This is a genomic window from Kitasatospora sp. Ki12 (assembly GCF_054601375.1).
The window spans coordinates 2841367-2858650 of sequence record NZ_BAAIHT010000002.1 but is presented as its reverse complement, the minus strand read 5'-3'; the positions used below and the strand labels follow the sequence as shown (position 1 = coordinate 2858650).

The window sequence follows — 17284 nt, the reverse complement described above, 5'->3', positions numbered from 1 at the left end:
TCAACCCGCCCCGACCCCGGGAGTTCTCCGTGCCCGCCCGCCGCACCACCCTGTCCGCCGCCACCGTGTTCCTGATATGCGCGCTCGCGCTGGTCGGCTGGCTGATCGGCGGCCGCGACCACGGGGCGCCCGACGCCAAGGACGGTGGCGGCGTCGCCGCGCCCGCCGGGAGCCGGGGCACCAGCCCGCTGCAGAACCCGGACGGCACCAAGCCCGGCCTGGCGCCGCTGACCACCGGCGAGGAGCGGAAGGCCGGCCGGGAGGTCATCGCCAAGGTCGCCACCGCCGCCGTCGGCGCCAAGGACGGCTACGACCGCAACGAGTTCGGCCCCGCCTGGACGGACAACGTCGACGGCGTCCCGCTCGGCGGCAACAAGTGCGACACCCGCAACGACCTGCTCGCCCGGGACGGCACCGCCGTCGAGCACAAGGACGGCTCGGACTGCACCGTCACCGCGATGACCATCTGGGACCCGTACACCGGCAAGAGCGTCCAGTGGACCAAGCAGCAGGCGAGCAGGATCCAGATCGACCACGTGATGCCGCTCTCCTACGACTGGCAGATGGGGGCGAGCGCGTGGGACAGGGCCAAGCGCGTCCGGATCGCCAACGACCCGCTCAACCTGATCCCCGCCGACGGCTCGCAGAACGCCTCCAAGGGCGACTCCGGCCCTGCCGCCTGGCTGCCCGCCGACACCGGGATCCGCTGCTCGTACGCCGTCCGCTTCGCCCAGGTCTCGCTGAAGTACCAGCTGCCCGTCACCGAGGCCGACAAGAAGGCCATGCTGCAGCAGTGCGGCGGCTGACGAAACGATACGCCCGGGCCGTGGAAGGCGGGCACGATGTGCCCCGGGCTCGGACCGGGCCCGGGGCAGGTGGTATTCGTGGGCGGTGGCCCCGATGATCTCCCGAGCTCCCCGCCCCCCGCACCCTCCCCGGTCGCCCCGGCTCGCCCGGCGCACCCGCGCGCCGCGGCTCCCCGGACGTGCCCTGCCCGGACGCGCCCTGCCCGCGCTCGCCCTCGCCGCCGCGCTCGCCCTGGTCGGCGGCTGCACCGGCTCCGGAGGCCCGGGCCGCACGGATGCCCGGCCCCCGCTCGACGACCTGGTCGCCGCCACCGCCGACCCGGCCCTGCGCGCCCTCTACGCCCAGCGGATCGACTGGCGGCCCTGCCCCGACGCGGGTGCCGACGCGGACGGCCCGGCCGTCGAGTGCGGCACCCTCACCGTCCCGCTGGACTACGCCGACCCCGGCGGCCGCACCATCGGCGTCGCCCTCGCCCGCAAACCCGCCGCCGACCGGGACGAACGGATCGGCGCCCTGCTGGTCAACCCCGGCGGCCCCGGCAACTCCGGCGTCGGCATGGTCCGTTGGGACTGGCAGGGCTACCTCGGCCCGCTGCACGACCGCTTCGACCTGGTCGGCTTCGACCCGCGCGGCGCCGGGGACACCACCCCCGTCCACTGCCTGGACGACCGCACCCGCGACGAGTGGAACGCCACCGACGACCCCGGCTACGACCACGGCCGGATCCTCGCCGACGCCTGCCGCGCGGCCCACGCCGACCAGCTCCCGCACCTCGGCACCCGCGACACCGCCCGCGACCTCGACGTCCTGCGCGGCGCCCTCGGCGAACGCAGGCTCGACTTCCTCGGCCTCTCCTACGGCACCCACCTCGGCGCGCTCTACGCCGAGGAGTTCCCCGACCGCACCGGCCGGCTCGTGCTCGACGGCGCCGTCGAGCACGGCACCGACCCGATGCGGCTCGACGTCGAGGCCGCCGCCGCGGCCGAGGACGCCTTCCGCGCCTTCGCCACCGGCTGCGCCACCGACGACGCGGACACCTGCCCGCTCGGCACCGACCCGGCCGCCGCCCCGCAACGCCTCGCCGACTTCCTCGACGGCCTGCGCACCCACCCGCTGCGCGCCGACGACGGCCGCACCCTCACCGCCGCCCTCGGCTGGACCGCCACCCTCAACGTCCTCTACGACGGCCACCGCTCCTGGTCCCGGCTGCGCGACGCCCTCGCACCGGCCCTCGGCCAAGGCGCCGGCGACGCCCTGCTCGAACTCGCCGACGGCGCCAACGGCCGTGGCCAGGACGGCCGTTACACCACCGCCGCGGACGCCTACGCGGCCATCTCCTGCGCGGACCTCCCTGCACCCACCGAGGACCGGCTGCGCCCCGCCCTCGCCGACCTCGCCGCCCGGGCCCCGCTGACCGGCCGGCACAACCCCCTGACCACCCTGCTCGCCCCGGACTGCCGCCCCTGGCCGTACCGCACGCCCGAACGCCCGCACCCGGTCCGGGCCCCCGGCAGCGCCCCGATCCTGGTGATCGGCTCCACCGAGGACCCGGTCACCCCGTACCCGTGGGCACAGCGGCTGGCCGCCGGGCTGGCCCACGGCGTGCTGCTGACCAGGGAGGGCGACGGGCACACCGCGTACGACAAGAGCGCCTGCGTGCGGACGGCCGTCGCCGGGTTCCTGGTGGACGGCCGGATGCCGGCGGCGGGCACGCACTGCGCGTCCGACTGAGCACGGCGGAGGGGGCGCGCCGCGCGAACGCGGAACGCCCCCTCGGGAACCGTCGTGGCCGGGATCAGGAGGTCGGGGCCGTCAGGTCGTAGAACGTGGCCGAGCCGACCGTCCTGGCGGTGAAGTGGGCGGCCACCCAGGACTCGATCTGCGCGCTCTCCGACTCCTTCCGCTCGCCGCCGCTCGCGTCGCCGCCCGTGGTGCCCGTGGTGCCCGTGGTGCCCGTTCCGCCGAAGCCGCCCGCACCACCGCCGAAGCCGCGGGAGCCGCCGGCGACGAACCAGTGGACCTTGCCCTCCTGGACGTACTTCTGGAAGCCGGCCAGGGTCAGCGACGGGTCGGTGCCGTTGAAGCCGCCGAGGGCCATCACCGGTTCACCGGTGGCGAGTTGGTAGCTGGCGGCGTTCTGCGAGCCGACCGTGGCGGCCGCCCAGGTGTAGTGGTCGGCGTTCTCCTCGAGCAGGTTCGCCGCCTCGTCGCTCACCTTGGTGCCGCCGAGCAGGCCGCCCATGCCGCCACCGCCCATGCCGCCACCGGCCGTGCCGCCGGGGGCGCCGGGAGCGCCGGGGACGGTGCCGTCGCCGGTACGGCCGTCGGTCCCGTCCGTGCCGCGCTGGTGCCGCCCGTTCCCCTGGTCGGAACCGGAACCGGAGCCGGAGCCGGAGCCGGCACCCGAACCGCCGCCGGAGAAGCCGGGGAACCCGCCGTGGAAGCCCCCGCCGTTCTGCCCGCGCGGTGCCTGGCCGCCACCGGGGAAGCCCTGCTGACCGCCCTGGCCGCCCTGGCCGCCGCCCGGGAACCCCTGGCGGCCCGGGAAGCCCTGGCCGCCCTTGCGCCCGCCGCCGCCCGGCCCGAACGCGCCCTTCACGCCCGGCCCGGCGGTCACGATCGAGCCGGTGTGCGCCGTGTTGACGGTGTCCACCGCGTACGCGGCCGGACCGCCGAGCGCCGCCGCCAGACCGACCAGGCCCGCCACCGAGGCGATCCGCGCACCGGCCCGTCCGGCGGTCCGCCCGGCGAACTGCCCGGCGACCAGCGCGACCGCCGCCACCAGCCCGCCGACCAGCACCGCCCAGCGCAGCCACGGCACGAAGCCCGAGGTGCGGCCGAGCAGGACGAACGCCCAGACCGCCGTCACCGCGAGCGTCCCGGCCAGCACCAGCGCCCAGGGCAGCCGGTGCCGGGCCCGCCACAGCCCGTCCACGCCCATGCCGACCAGCGCCGCCACGGCCGGGGCCAGGGCCACCGTGTAGTACTGGTGGAAGATCCCGGACATGAAGCTGAAGATCAGCGCGGTGGAGAGCAGCCAGCCGCCCCAGACCAGGAACGCCGCGCGGGCGGTGTCGGTGCGGGCGTACCGGCGGGTCGCCCAGAGGCCGACCAGCAGCAGGATCAGCGCGGCCGGGAGCAGCCAGGCGATCTGCCCGCCGACGTCCGTGCCGAACATCCGGGTGAGGCCGGTCTCGCCCCAGCCGCGGCCGCCGCCGCGCGTCGCACCGCCCGGCAGGTCGAGCCCGGCCGGCATCCGTCCGCCGCCGCCGACGCTGCCGCGCTCGTTGCCGTCCACCCGGCCGAGGCCGTTGTAGCCGAAGGTGAGCGAGAGGAAGCTGTTGTCCTGCGAGCCGCCGACGTACGGGCGGGCCGAGGCGGGCATCAGCTCGACGATCGCGACCCACCAGCCGCCGGAGACCAGCAGCGCCACGCCCGCCAGCAGGGTCTGCCGCACCCGCCGCCAGAAGCCGGTGGGCGCCACGACCAGGTAGATCACCGCGAACGCGGGCAGGATCAGGAACGCCGCCAGGGTCTTGGTGAGGAAGGCGAAGCCGAACATGACCCCGATGAACAGCAGCCACTTGGTGCTCGCCGCCTCGACCGCCCGCACCATGCCGTACGCGGCGAGCGTCAGCAGCAGCACCAGCAGCGCGTCCGGGTTGTTGAAGCGGAACATCAGCGCCGCCACCGGGGTGAGCGCCAGCGCGGCGCCCGCCAGCAGGCCGCCGAGCGGGGAGAAGCGGCGGCGCACCGTCGCGTAGAGCACGCCGACGGTGGCCGCGCCCATCAGCGCCTGCGGGGCCAGCACCGACCAGGAGGAGAGGCCGAAGATCCGCGCCGAGAGCGCCATCGGCCACAGCGCGGCCGGGGGCTTGTCGACGGTGATGAAGTTCCCGGCGTCGGAGGAGCCGAAGAAGAGGGCCTTCCAGCTCTGGGAGCCGGCCTGGACGGCGGCCGAGTAGAAGGCGTTGGCCCAGCCGGAGGCACTCAGGCCCCACAGGTAGAGGACGGCGGTCGCGGCCAGCAGCGCCAGCAGGGCCGGGCGCACCCAGCGCGGGTCGTCCGCGCGCCCTCGCCAGGCCCTGGCCGGGAGGGTGCGCAGCCGGCCGGACCAGGAGGCGGGGCCCTTGGGGCCGGCGGGCGGCAGGGGCTGCTCGGGGAAGAGCGGTGCCGGGTCCGGCCGGGCGGGGCCCGGCTGCGGGACCTCCGGCGGCGGGTGGTTCGCGGCCTCGGGCCACGGGTCGCCGGCCGGAGGTGAGTAGCTGCTCGTGGTCATGCGCCATACGGTGGGTGGCGCGGCTGAGAGGACCGTGAGACGGGGCTGTGAGCCGGGTGTGATCTGCCGGGCTTCAGGGCTTCAGGGCCTCAGGCGGCCGGCGGCATGCTGAGGTGGGTGCCCAGCCACTCCAGCGCCGGGGGGATCTCCCGGGTCCAGGTGTGGAAGTTGTGGCCGGCGGTGTCCAGGGTGATGGTGGACATCTTCGTCGGGGCCTTGAAGGCCGCGACCATGGCCTTGGTCTCGTCGTAGTTGTTCTCGTCGTAAGCGGTGGTCAGCAGCAGCGAGACCGGGGCGGGCGGCTGGTTCTTCAGCCGCCACAGCAGGTCGTTCTCCTGCTTCAGCCGGGCGTCGCCGCCGAACAGCTCGCCGGTGCTCGGGTCGTGGGCGGCGCTGTAGTAGCCGGAGAGCGCGATCGCCGCCGGGTAGGAGTCCGGCTTGCGCAGCGCGAACTTGAGCGCGCAGTAGCCGCCGGTGGAGTTGCCGATCACGGCGCGGTTGGCCGGGTCGGTGCCGATCCGGTAGGTGCCGGCGAGGGCCTTGGGCAGGTCGGTGGTGAAGAAGGTCTCCACCTGCGGACCGTTCGGCACGTCCACGCACTCGGTGTCCCGGTTGCCGACCAGGGTGGGGCGGGTCATCACCAGGATCGTCGGCGGCAGCTTCTTCTGCTCGATCGCGTTCAGGGTGGAGGCCGGGTACTGCATCAGCGAGATCAGCTTCTCCGGGGTGCCCGGGTAGCCGGTGAGCACCAGGGCCATCGGGAAGCGCTGCTTGGCGAAGTCCGGCTGGAAGTACTGCGGCGGCAGGTAGACGTACGCCTCGGTGCTCAGACCGCTGCCCGCCCCTTTGACGGCGACCTGCTGGATCAGGCCGGAGCGCTGCGGGTCCGAGCCCTGGGCGGAGTAGAAGCTCTGCTGACCGGTGACGGCCACCCCGGCGGCGTTCGGCGTGTGGTCGACCACCGTGCCGAGCTTGCCGCTGGTGCCGAGCAGGTCGGTCCAGGAGCTGTAGAAGCCGAAGTAGCTGTTGGCGACCAGGCCCATCGCCACCAGTACCGCGACCTGGGTGGCCAGGAAGGCGCCGATCCGGCCCAGCCAGGACTTCCAGCCCTTCCCGCCGAACCGTGGCCAGAGCCACATGGTGGCGGCGAAGACGACGATCGCGATGACCGCTGCGATGATCTGGAGCGGGAGTCCGGTGAGGCTGAGCACGTGCCCGATCGTAGTTGACCCCGACGGGCGGCCCGGGGCGGGCCCTTCGGGCGATCGTTCGAATGCCGTTGACGGGGGTGGTTCGTACTCGGCAGCATGTCGGTTCGTGTGCGCGTGGGGAGCGCGTGCCGGATGACATCAGGGGTGGGGTCGTGAAGTCCGTGGGGTCCGTGTTCAGGTCCGGCTCGGTCATCGGCGGGGTGCTGCTGCTCGCGGCGTGCTCGGGCGGCGGGGGCGGGGGCGGGAGCGCTGCGCCGAGCGTGTCGGCGACGGCCGCGCCGACGCCGTACAGTACGACCCTCGACCAGGCCCTCGCACCGATCAACGCCGGTCTGGGGAAGGTGGCTGCGGCCAAGACCGTGACCGAGCTCGGTTCCGCGCTCGCCACCGTCGAGTCCGACGCCGACCGCGCCGCGCGCAGCCTGAACGCCACCGGAACGCCCGCCGGGGCCGAGGCGGCGCGCACCGAGCTGGTGAACGGCCTGAACGCGCTCTGCTCCGAGGCGCTGTCGATTCGCGTCGAACTCAAGGACAAGAAGCTGTGCACCGTCGGTGTCGTTCAGGCTCGGCTGGGCGCCGGTCAGGGGCTGGTGGCGGTCCCGGCAGCCCTGGCCAAGCTGGCGACGGCCGGTTACCAGGCCGCCTTCACCGTCCCGGAACTGCCCAAGCCGCAGCCGCAGCCGCGGTCCCTGGAGAACGGCGCGGTGGTCCGCGACGGGGGGAACAGCGGCAAGGGCACGCTGAAGTTCAACAACAACGGCTCGACGGACGCCGTCTTCATGCTCGCGGCCGACGGCAAGGCGGTGGCCTCGGCGTACGCGGTCAAGGGACAGGTGGCCACCATCGAGGGCGTCAAGGCCGGGGCGTACGACATCTACTACACCAGCGGGGTGGACTGGGACTCCGAGGCGAAGCAGTTCACGCAGAGCTGTCAGTTCGTCAAGGTGGGGGACAAGCACGAGTTCGCACCGGACGGAGGCGGGACGATCTGGACCGTCAAACTCCGCGCGGAGGACGGCAAGGGCAATGCCAAGGCCGAGAGTCAGACCGTCTACTCGGCTCCGCAGCCGTAGCACGTAACGGGCATACCGGGACGGGTGGTTGCCGCCGGTGGCACAACAGGCGACGAGGAGTGGCGAGTTCGGCCAGAACGGTTGACCCTGTTGAAGTGGCCATGGCACTTTCGTGCGGCGCGGGCGTCGACGACCAGTCGTACACCCCCGCGATCCCCCACAAGGAGAGCCATGTTCAGAAGACTTGTCGCGGTGGCCGGTACGAGCGCCGTCGTCGCGGGCGGGCTGGCCTTCGCCGCCGCCCCCGCACACGCCGTCCAGGCGGCCGACCTGACGGCCACCATCGCCCTGAGCAACTGCTCGGCCTCGCTGGTCCGTTACCCCACCTCGGTGGCCGGCGACCGGGCGCTGATGCTCACCAACGGGCACTGCCTGCCCACCATGCCCTCGGCCGGTCAGGTCATCCAGAACGTCAGCGCCAGCCGCAGCGGCACCCTGCTCGACGGCGCGGGCAACAGCCTCGGCACCGTCCAGGCCGACAAGGTCCTCTACGGGACGATGACCGGCACCGACGTCGCGCTCTACCAACTCACCGACACCTACGGCTCGATCAGCTCCAAGTACGGCGTCACCGCGCTGACCGTCGACGACGCGCACCCGGTCGACGGCGCCGCGATGTACATACCCTCCTCGTACTGGAAGCAGGTCTGGAACTGCTCCGTCAACGGGTTCGTGCCCACCCTCCGCGAGGACGAGTGGACCTGGCACGACTCGCTGCGCTACAGCTCCGGCTGCAACACCACGCACGGCACCTCCGGTTCGCCGATCGTCTCCTCCGCCAGCGGGCGGATCATCGGCATCAACAACACCGGCAACGACGACGGCGCCATGTGCACCCTCAACAACCCGTGCGAGGTGGCGGCCGACGGCACCACCAAGGCCGTCAAGGGCCAGAGCTACGGCGAGGAGACCTACTGGTTCACCACCTGCCTGAACTCCAGCCGGGCCATCGACCTCAACGTGGCCGGCTGCCTGCTCACCAAGCCGGCCGGCAGCGGCGCCGTCTCGGTGACCAACCCCGGTGACGTGTCCACCGCCGTCAACGCCGCGGTCAACCTGCAGATCAACGCCTCCGGCGGCACCGCTCCGCTGACCTACTCGGCCACCGGTCTGCCGGCCGGTGTGTCGATCAACGCCTCCACCGGTCTGATCACCGGCACCCCGACCACCGGGGGCGTCTCCAGCGTCACCGTGACGGTCAAGGACGCGGCCGGCAAGACCGCTTCCGCGACCTTCAACTGGAACGTCTACGGCAGCGAGGGCTCCTGCATCCCGGCGCAGCTGCTCGGCAACGCGGGCTTCGAGACCGGTTCCGCCTCGCCGTGGACGTCGAGCTCCGGCGTGGTGGACAACAGCGCCAGCCAGGCCGCGCACGGCGGTTCGTGGAAGGCGTGGATGGACGGCTACGGCTCCAGCCACACCGACTCGCTGTCGCAGACGGTGACCATCCCGAAGGGCTGCAAGGCGACGCTGAGCTTCTGGCTGCACGTCGACACCGCGGAGACGGGCAGCACGGCGTACGACAAGCTGACCGTCTCGGTCAACGGCACCGCGCTGAAGACCTACTCCAACGTGGACGCCGCGGCCGGCTACCAGCAGCGCACCTTCGACCTGTCGGCCTACGCGGGCCAGTCGGTCACCGTGAAGTTCAACGCGGTCGAGGACACCTCGCTGCAGACCAGCTTCGTGATCGACGACACCGCCGTCCAGACCGCCTGACGCGCCACCCCGCCCACAGGGGCCCGGCGGCCACCGCCGCCGGGCCCCTGAGCGGGTGGGGGCCGCGCCTAAGCTGGGCGGATGAGTGAGCCGATAGAACTGGTGATATTCGACTGCGACGGCGTGCTGGTGGACAGCGAGGTGATCGCCGTGCGGGTGCTGGTGCGGTTGGGGGAGGAGTACGGCTGGGCGCTGAGTGAGGCGGAGGCGATCGAGCGGTTCGTCGGGCGGTCGGAGGCGGCCAACCACGCGACGGTGGCCGAGCGGCTGGGGGAGGAGACGGCGACGGTGTGGGACAAGCGGTTCCGCGAGCTGCACGCCGAGGCCGTGGACGCCGGGCTGACGCCGGTGGACGGGCTGCCCGAGGCGCTGGCCGCGATCACCCTGCCCACCTGCGTGGCCTCCAGCGGGCCGCACGAGAAGATGCGGCACACCCTCGGGCGGACCGGCCTCCACGACCGTTTCGCCGGGCGGATCTTCAGCGCCACCGACGTCGGCCGCGGCAAGCCCGCGCCCGACCTGTTCCTGCACGCCGCGCGTTCGATGGGCGTCGACCCGGCCGCCTGCGTCGTGGTCGAGGACAGCCTGCCCGGCGTCCAGGCCGCCCGCGCCGCCGGGATGCGCGCGCTCGGCTACGCCGGCGGGATCACCCCGGCGGAGCGGCTGGCCGGCCCCGGCACGGTGGTCTTCACGGACATGCGCGAGCTGCCCGGCCTGATCGCGGCGGGGGCGGTCCGGCAGGGGTGAGCCACCAGGCCAGGGTGAGCCACCAGGCCAGGGTGAGCTACCAGGAGTGGTGGCCGCCCTCCGGGTGGAGGAAGACCCCGGTCGGCCCGGTCGCCGCCTCGTCGAGCTGCCGGGCGATGCGGCGGCCGCCCTCCTCCGCGCTGGCGTGGCCGCTGTGCCCGTTGAGGTCGGTCGCGCAGTACCCCGGTTCCAGCGCGCTGACCTTGATGCCGCTGTCGCGCAGCGCCCGGGCGTAGATCAGGGTGACGGCGTTGAGCGCGGCCTTGGAGGAGTTGTAGGCGAGCAGGGTCGCGTGTTCCCAGAACGGGGAGTCCGGGTCGGACAGGAGGGCGAGGCTGCCGAGGCCGCTGGAGACGTTGCCGATCAGCCCCGACGGTGATTCGCGCAGCAGGGGCAGCATGGCGTTGGTGACGGTCACGACGCCGAAGACGTTGGTCTCGTACGCCTCGCGCATGGCCTCGACGGGCAGTTCCTCCGGTGTGCGCCGCCAGTCCGGGGCGACGCCGGCGTTGTTGACGAGGGTGTCCAGCCGGCCGTACTCGGCGGTGATCAGCGCGGCCGCGGCGGCGGCCGTCGCGGGGTCGGTGACGTCCAGGTGGACGGGGCGGGCGTCGAGGCCCCGGGCGGTGAGCCCGGCGGCGGCCGCGGCGCCGCGCTCGGGGTCGCGGGCGCCGATCAGTACGGTGTGCCCGGCGCGGGCGAGTTCCCCGGCGGTGGCGAGGCCGATGCCCTTGGTGGCGCCGGTGATCAGGACGATGCGGTGCTGGGGTGCGGTGGTCATGGGCTCCACCCTGGCCGGGCGGCGCGCGGGGCGGGAGAGCACTGTCGAGGGTGGTACCGGCGGTGCCATGGTGGGCGGGGCCCGGCCGGGCCAGACTGGGGGCGTGGAACACGTGGACCGGGCGGAGCTGGCCGCCTTCCTGCGGCGCTGGCGCGCCCGGGTCCAGCCGGCCGACGTCGGCCTGCCGGCCGGCGAGCGGCGCCGCACTCCGGGCCTGCGCCGCCAAGAGGTGGCGCAGCTCGCGGGGATGTCGGTGGAGTACTACATCCGCCTCGAACAGGGCCGGGGGCCGCGGCCGTCCCGCCAGATGATCGGGGCGATCAGCCGGGCGCTGCGGCTCTCCGACGACGAACGCGCCCACCTGCACCACCTGGTGGGCGAGCCGCCGCTGCCGCCGTCCGGCCCGGCCCGTGACGTACGGCCGGGGGTCCTGCACCTGCTCGACCGGCTGGACGACACCCCGGCGATGGTCTGCAGCGCGGCCCGGGACGTCCTCGCCTGGAACGCCATGGCGGCCGCGCTGCTCGGCGACTTCTCCGCCCTGCCGCCCGGCGAGCGCAACCTGATCTGGCGCTTCTTCACCGACCCGGACGCGCGCGCCCGCCACGACCCCGCCGGCCAGGCCGGGTTCGCCCGCCGCGCGGTCGCCGACCTGCGGTCCGCCGCGGCCCGCTACCCCGCCGACAGCGCCCTGCGTGCCCTGGTCGAGCGGCTGCTCGCGCGCAGCGCCGAGTTCCGGGAGCTGTGGGCGCGGCAGGACGTCGAGGTCCGCCGTTCGACCCGCAAGCGGCTCCTCCACCCGGTGGTCGGCCCGCTCGACCTGGACTGCGAGGCGCTGCACGACCCGCACCGCGACCAGTGGACGATCTTCTACACCGCCGCCCCCGGCACGCCCTCGCACGCGGCGCTGCGGCTGCTGAAGGTGGTGGGCAGTCAGGACCTCGCGGTCCGGGAGTGAGCGGGCGCGGGGGCGGAGGTGGGCCCGGATCCATGCCCGGGCGGTATCAATGCGTACGGAAGGGCATTGGACGCCCGCCGCGGCGGCTCGGAGACTCGACCCATGACCGACACCCATCTCACGGCCGACGGGCGCGGGACCGCCCTCGTCGTCGGCGCCTCCCGCACCCTCGGCCTCGGCATCGCCGCCGAGTACCTCCGCCGCGGCTGGGACGTCATCGGCACCGTGCGCGGCGGCCACCGCACCGCCCTGCACGATCTGGCGGACTCCGCCGGCGGGCGCCTCACCGTCGAGTCGCTGGAGATGACCGATCCGGCGCAGATCGCGGCCCTGCGCGACCGGCTGGCCCGGCGCAGCCTCGACCTGCTCTTCGTCAACGCCGCCGTCACCCGCGGTGACCTGCCGATCGGCGAGGTGTCGACGGAGATGTTCACCGAGGTCATGGCCACCAACGCGCTCGCCCCGATGCGGGTCGTGGAGACGCTCGGCCCGCTGGTCCCGCAGACCGGGACGATCGGCGTGATGTCCTCCGACCAGGGCAGCGTCTCGCTGAACACCGAGGGCGGGCAGGACCTGTACCGGGCGAGCAAGTCCGCGCTGAACCAGCTGATGCGCTGCTACGCCGTCCGCCAGGCCGGTGGCACGCGCAGCCTGCTGCTGATGGACCCGGGCTGGGTCCGCACCGAACTCGGGGGCATGGAGGCCGAGTTGAGCGTGGAGGAGAGCGTTCCCGGCGTGGTGGAGACGATCGAGCGCCATCGCGGCGAGCCCGGACTGCGGTTCCTGGACCACACGGGCGCGGTTGTGCCCTGGTAGATGACGCAGGCCCGAATTCGGTTGCCGGGCGCGCCGTTCGGCGGCAGGGTGGGTCGCCATGTCCTCCTCCCGCACGATGCACGCCGACGAACTCGACATCGACGAGGCCCTCGTCCGCCGGATGGTCGCCGCACGGTTCCCGCACTGGGCGGGCCTGTCGGTGGAGCCGGTGGCCACCGTCGGGACCAGCAACGCGATGTACCGGCTGGGCCCGGACCTGGTGGTGCGGATCCCGCGGATCCCGGGGGCCGTCGAGGACATCGCGAAGGAGTGCGTCTGGCTGCGGCGCCTCGCCCCGCAGCTGCCGGTCGCGGTGCCCGTACCGCTGGCCCAGGCCGGGCCGGTGGACGACTGCCCGTGGCCCTGGTCGGTCCTGCGCTGGTTGGACGGTGCCAATCCGGTGACCGGTCGGGTGGCCGAACCGGCCCTGCTGGCAGCCGACTTGGCGGCCTTCGTGACCGCCATGCGAGGGATCGACCCGGCCGGTGGCCCCGCCTCCTACCGCAGCGAGCCGCTGTCGGAGCGGGACGGCGCGGTCCGGACGGCGCTCGCGGCCCTGGCGGACGTCGTCGACGCCGGGGCGGCGGCCGCCGTCTGGGAGGAGGCGCTCCGCGCCCCCGGGCACCCCGGTCCGCCGGTCTGGATCCACGCCGACCTGCAGCCCGGCAACCTGCTGGTGGACGACCGCGGCCGGTTGAGCGCCGTCATCGACTTCGGCTGCGCGGGCCTCGGTGACCCGGCGGTGGACCTGATCACCGCCTGGTACGTGCTGCCCGCGCCGGTCCGCGCCGCCTTCCGGGCGGCGGTGGCCGCGGACGACGCCGCCTGGACCCGCGGCCGGGGCTGGGCGCTGTCCGTCGCCCTGCTGGAACTCGCCTACTACCGGGAGAGCAACCCGCGGATGACGGGCATCGCCCGGTACGTGATCCGCGAGCTGCTCGCCGATCAGGCCTCGCCGGCCGGCAGCCGCCACTCGTAGGGGAACAGGTCGTCCTCCCAGCCGGGTGAGGAGGCCAGGTCGGCGGCCGCCCGCGGGGTGCGCAACAGGCAGCGGTGGCGCAGCAGTTCGCGCCGCTCGGCGGGGGTCAGCAGGCGTTCCTCGGGGCCGAGGTCCCGGTAGTGGCCGAGCTCGGGGCGGCCGTCGACCGAGCCGTTCTCGGCGACGTTGAGGTGGTCGCCGCCGGGGGTGCGGTAGTCGAGACGGAAGTCCGTGCTCCACTGGGAGTTGCTGCCCCAGCCCTGGGACAGGTCGCGGGTGGGCCGGTCGGCGCGGCGGAACGTCCAGTAGAGCGGGAAGCGGTCGGCCACCCCGCGTTCGGCGTGTGCGGCTCCGGCCCGGACCCGCACGCCGGCGCGGCCGAACAGCAGCTCGCCCAGCATCAGCCCGGGGTGGCGGACCTCCAGGACCTCGATCGGCGTCTGCCGGTCCGCGGCCTGCTCGACCTCGACGATCTCGTGCAGGAAGGGGTCGAAGGGCCCGGCCCCGTCGAACGGTGTCATGCCGAGGGCGGTGAACAGACGCAGCCGGGCGCTGAGGGAACCGACGGGGTCGAGCAGCAGGAGGTCGGCGACCCGGCCGAGGGCGTAGAGCTCCTCCAGCAGGGCGGGCCCGCCGCGCTCCTCGTCGGCCCACCAGCCGGAGTGGGCGGCGGCGGTCCGCAGGCGTTCGCGGTAACCGGGGGCGGCGGCCTGGCCGAGCCAGCGGTCGATGTCGTCCTGGCAGGGCTCGTCCTGGCGGGGCCCGTCGTGGTCGAGCAGGTCGTGGTAGAGGGTGCGTGCCTTCACCGGAGCGATCCTGGTGAGGTTTTACCGAACGGTCAACCAACGGCCCGCCCGGGTTGGGTAGCGTCCAGGGCCATGAGCTTGGTCGATGTGAACGAGCGGGCGGCACGGCTGCCCGAGGCCTGGCGGTCCCAGGTGCTGGGCCGGGTCGGGACGACGGCGGTGAAGGTCCTGCGGATGGACGGGCGGGAGCTGGAGCCGGAGGTGCACGGGACGGCCGAGGCGCTGTTCGTCGCCGAGGGGAGCCTCGAACTCCTGGTGGACGGCGAGGAGTCGACCGTACGGACCGGCGAGCTGTACGTCGTCCCGGCCGGTGCGCGGCACGCGGTGCGGGCGGGCAGCCGGGGGACCCTGCTGATCGTGGAGGTGCCGGAGGAGGAGTGACAAAGGACCGGGGGACCGGGGGTGGAGTCAGCGGCCGTCGAGGGCGGCGGCCACGGCAGCCTCGGCGTGCAGCCGGGCGGTGGGGAACAGCGGGACGGGGCTGTCCTCCTGACGGACCAGCAGCTCGATCTCGGTGCAGCCGAGGACGATGCCCTCCGCGCCGGCCGCCACCAGTTCGCCGATCACCCGACGGTAGGCCGCCCGGGACTCCTCCCGGACCACCCCGAGGCAGAGCTCCTGGTAGATCACCCGGTGGACCAGGGCGCGCGCGTCGGTGTCCGGGACGAGGACGTCGAGGCCGCCGGAGGCCAACCGGCCCCGGTAGAAGTCCTGTTCCATGGTGAACGCCGTCCCCAGCAGCCCGACCCGGCGCAGCCCGGCGGCCCGTACGGCGTCCGCCGTGGCGTCGGCGAGGTGCAGCAGGGGGACGGAGACCGCCGCCGCCACCCGGTCGGCGACCTTGTGCATGGTGTTGGTGCAGATCAGCAGGAGTTCCGCGCCGGCCGCCTCCAGGGACCGGGCCGCGCCGGCCAGGACCTCCCCGGCCTCCTCCCACCGCCCGGCCGTCTGCAGCCGCTCGATGTCGGCGAAGTCGACCGAGTGGAGGACGAGGCGGGCGGAGTGCAGCCCGCCGAGGCGGTCGCGGGTGAGTTCGTTGAGGAGGCGGTAGTACTCGGCGGTGGATTCCCAGCTCATGCCGCCGATCAGGCCCAGGGTCTTCATGCCGCCCTTTATAAGCCAGTATCGACAATCAATGCAATTGTATAAGTGAATCTTTTAGGGGTTCTTCCGGGGCACCCGGTGCTGCCACTCGCGGGAGAACACCACCGATCCGGCCTCCAGCGCCCGCAGCTGCACGATGCTGAGGAAGTGCCCGGCGTCGCAGCGCAGTTGGGCGCGGGTCTGGAGGGTGACGTCCCAGCCGATGTCGGGGCGCTCCAGCCGTACGGTGTGGTCGGTGCGGGCCTGGGCGCTGAGCGGGGCGTCGGTGAGGACGCGGTAGGCGGTGACGGTGTGCTCGTCGCGGACCAGGCCGTCGGGGTGGGTGCGGGTGCCGTCGGTGGCGGGGGAGAGTTCGGTGCGCCACTCGTGGCGGCCGATGTCGTGGACGGTGAGGTGCTCGGGCCGGGCGGTGAGCGGCTCGGTGAGGTGGACGTCCAGCGGTTCGGGCAGCTCCGGGGGATCGAGGGCGACCGGTGCGGCGCCGACGTCGGCGGCGAGGTGGCGGACGGGCAGGCTCAGCACGGAGCGGGACGGGTCGAGGGCGTACCCGGAGGGGTCCGCCGGGGGCCACACCCACGGCCAGTAGACGGAGGAGAACGCCAGCCGCAGCCGGTGCCCGGTCGGTACGGTCCGGGCGCAGGCGGCCAGCTCCACCTCGGCGTCCGGCCCGTCGGCGACCAGGACGCCCCGGGTGACCAGCTCCGAGGTGCCGTCCGGGCCGACCGCGCAGAGCCGCACCGCCACCAGGGCGGCCGACCCGCCCTCGCTCAGCCGCAGCCGCAGCCGTACGGTCGGGGCGCCGAGCACTTCGACCGGCTCGGGCAGCGGCTGGGAGTCGAAGCAGACCGAGCGGCCGTCCTCCTCGCGCTGGTCGGGCGGCTGGTCGGCGGGGCGGCCCCGCTGGACGTGGGCGCCGGCGTTGAGGCCGGTGTGCTGCGGGGAGCGGACCCGGACGTAGCGGTCGTCGGAGGCGGTGCCGGCGGTGCGCAGCGGTCCGTCGAGGCCGTAGTGGATCTCGCGGACGTCGGGGGAGGGCCAGGCCTCGTCGCCGGTCCAGCGGGTGCTGATCCAGCTGCGCAGGGCGGGCTCCCCGGCGGCGCCGGTGTCGACGCCGCGCAGCCAGTGGTCCCACCAGCGCAGGGTCTCGGGCAGGGCGTCCTCGGGCAGGCCGTGCGGCCAGGGGCCGATCAGGGCGCGGGCGGTGGGGTCCTCGGCGAGCAGGCGCAGCACGAAGGAGCAGGACGGGTCGCCCCAGCCGGCGATCGCGAGGGTGGGGACGGAGACCGGGACGCTGGTCTCGCCGGCGGCGATCCAGGTGTCGACGGGCGGCTCCAGGGACTCCAGGCGGGTCAGCCAGCGCTCGCGCCAGGCGTCGCCGACGTGGCGCGGGTCCGGGGGCAGGGCGGCGTCGGCGACCAGGGCGGTGAGCCGGGTGTGCAGGTCGGCGGCGAGGAGGGCGCCGCCGAGCCGGTGGCCGCCCTCGGGGCAGGCGGTGACCACGGCGCCGACGGTGTCCGGCACCCGGGCGGCCAGCCGCAGCGCGGTGGTGCCGGCCGCGCCGGCGCCGAGCAGGCCGACCCGCCCGCTCGACCAGGGGCGGCGGGCCAGCCAGTCGACGGCGGCGGCGCCGTCGGCGAGCTCCTGTTCGCCGCCGGGCTCGCCGGGAGTGCCGTCCGAGTTGCCGTGCCCGCGGGTGTCGACCCGCAGGGTGGCGTAGCCGTGGCCGGCGTACCAGGGGTGGCGGCGGGCGTCCTCGGCGGCGGTGCGGTCGCTGAGGCGGTCGCCGGAGTACTCCAGCAGTACCGGGACGGGTTCGTCGCCGACCGGCCGCCACAGCCGGGCGGCCAGCCGGGTGCCGTCGGGCAGCGGGACGTGGACATCCTCGCGGGTGGTGCGGTAGGGGTACGACGGCATGGCCGCTCCCATCGGGTCCCGGGCCGGGTGGGCGCCGGCGGGCCCGCGGCGCGCGGTGCGTACGGGTGTCGCCCCGTACCCGCGCGCCGC

The 17284-nt window shown here is 74.3% G+C and carries 15 protein-coding genes; 9 read left to right on the top strand and 6 right to left on the bottom strand.

Annotated features, from left to right (window positions below):
- Nucleotides 1–29: 29 nt before the first annotated feature.
- The gene (locus tag ACYP53_RS30315; protein WP_189914785.1) at nucleotides 30–806 is read left to right on the top strand and encodes an HNH endonuclease family protein; all 777 of its coding nucleotides are present in this window, start codon (nucleotides 30–32) and stop codon (nucleotides 804–806) included.
- A gap of 94 nt (nucleotides 807–900) precedes the next feature.
- The gene (locus ACYP53_RS30310) at nucleotides 901–2538 is read left to right on the top strand and encodes an alpha/beta hydrolase (protein WP_459649718.1); all 1638 of its coding nucleotides are present in this window, start codon (nucleotides 901–903) and stop codon (nucleotides 2536–2538) included.
- Nucleotides 2539–2602: 64 nt separating this feature from the next.
- Here ACYP53_RS30310 and ACYP53_RS30305 read toward each other — a convergent pair whose 3' ends face one another.
- Both ACYP53_RS30305 and ACYP53_RS30300 read right to left on the bottom strand, forming a co-directional pair.
- Nucleotides 2603–5086, bottom strand: a complete 2484-nt coding sequence (locus ACYP53_RS30305; RefSeq protein ID WP_459649717.1) for a glycosyltransferase family 39 protein — start codon at nucleotides 5084–5086, stop codon at nucleotides 2603–2605.
- 89 nt (nucleotides 5087–5175) lie between these two features.
- The gene (locus ACYP53_RS30300) at nucleotides 5176–6297 is read right to left on the bottom strand and encodes an alpha/beta hydrolase (RefSeq protein ID WP_229928448.1); all 1122 of its coding nucleotides are present in this window, start codon (nucleotides 6295–6297) and stop codon (nucleotides 5176–5178) included.
- A gap of 152 nt (nucleotides 6298–6449) precedes the next feature.
- Between ACYP53_RS30300 and ACYP53_RS30295 the strand changes: the two genes are divergently transcribed.
- From ACYP53_RS30295 to ACYP53_RS30285, 3 genes are all read left to right on the top strand, one after another.
- The gene (locus ACYP53_RS30295; RefSeq protein ID WP_459649716.1) at nucleotides 6450–7370 is read left to right on the top strand and encodes a hypothetical protein; all 921 of its coding nucleotides are present in this window, start codon (nucleotides 6450–6452) and stop codon (nucleotides 7368–7370) included.
- 171 nt (nucleotides 7371–7541) lie between these two features.
- Nucleotides 7542–9089, top strand: a complete 1548-nt coding sequence (locus ACYP53_RS30290) for a putative Ig domain-containing protein (RefSeq protein ID WP_189914777.1) — start codon at nucleotides 7542–7544, stop codon at nucleotides 9087–9089.
- Between the two features lie 81 nt (nucleotides 9090–9170).
- Complete coding sequence (locus ACYP53_RS30285) at nucleotides 9171–9836, top strand: HAD family hydrolase (RefSeq protein WP_459649715.1); 666 nt, start codon at nucleotides 9171–9173, stop codon at nucleotides 9834–9836.
- A gap of 37 nt (nucleotides 9837–9873) precedes the next feature.
- Here ACYP53_RS30285 and ACYP53_RS30280 read toward each other — a convergent pair whose 3' ends face one another.
- Nucleotides 9874–10617: an SDR family NAD(P)-dependent oxidoreductase gene (locus ACYP53_RS30280; RefSeq protein WP_459649714.1), complete on the bottom strand. Its 744-nt coding sequence runs from the start codon at nucleotides 10615–10617 to the stop codon at nucleotides 9874–9876.
- A gap of 103 nt (nucleotides 10618–10720) precedes the next feature.
- Here ACYP53_RS30280 and ACYP53_RS30275 point away from each other — a divergent pair, with 103 nt between their 5' ends.
- From ACYP53_RS30275 to ACYP53_RS30265, 3 genes are all read left to right on the top strand, one after another.
- Nucleotides 10721–11575, top strand: a complete 855-nt coding sequence (locus ACYP53_RS30275) for a helix-turn-helix transcriptional regulator (protein ID WP_459649713.1) — start codon at nucleotides 10721–10723, stop codon at nucleotides 11573–11575.
- A 102-nt stretch (nucleotides 11576–11677) separates the two neighbouring features.
- A complete protein-coding gene (locus ACYP53_RS30270) occupies nucleotides 11678–12391 on the top strand; it encodes an SDR family oxidoreductase (protein WP_459649712.1) in 714 nt (237 codons plus the stop codon).
- Between the two features lie 58 nt (nucleotides 12392–12449).
- Nucleotides 12450–13370: an aminoglycoside phosphotransferase family protein gene (locus ACYP53_RS30265; RefSeq protein WP_459649711.1), complete on the top strand. Its 921-nt coding sequence runs from the start codon at nucleotides 12450–12452 to the stop codon at nucleotides 13368–13370.
- On the opposite strand, the gene ACYP53_RS30260 is transcribed toward ACYP53_RS30265, so the two are convergent.
- Complete coding sequence (locus ACYP53_RS30260) at nucleotides 13337–14176, bottom strand: hypothetical protein (RefSeq protein WP_459649710.1); 840 nt, start codon at nucleotides 14174–14176, stop codon at nucleotides 13337–13339. The two genes, ACYP53_RS30265 and ACYP53_RS30260, sit on opposite strands and share 34 nt — an antisense overlap.
- Before the next feature lie 72 nt (nucleotides 14177–14248).
- Between ACYP53_RS30260 and ACYP53_RS30255 the strand changes: the two genes are divergently transcribed.
- Complete coding sequence (locus tag ACYP53_RS30255; protein ID WP_189914769.1) at nucleotides 14249–14557, top strand: cupin domain-containing protein; 309 nt, start codon at nucleotides 14249–14251, stop codon at nucleotides 14555–14557.
- A gap of 27 nt (nucleotides 14558–14584) precedes the next feature.
- Here ACYP53_RS30255 and ACYP53_RS30250 read toward each other — a convergent pair whose 3' ends face one another.
- Nucleotides 14585–15280 (bottom strand): aspartate/glutamate racemase family protein, encoded by a 696-nt coding sequence (locus tag ACYP53_RS30250; RefSeq protein WP_459649709.1) that lies wholly within the window; start codon nucleotides 15278–15280, stop codon nucleotides 14585–14587.
- Between the two features lie 54 nt (nucleotides 15281–15334).
- A complete protein-coding gene (locus ACYP53_RS30245; RefSeq protein ID WP_459649708.1) occupies nucleotides 15335–17194 on the bottom strand; it encodes a CocE/NonD family hydrolase in 1860 nt (619 codons plus the stop codon).
- Nucleotides 17195–17284 lie beyond the last annotated feature (90 nt).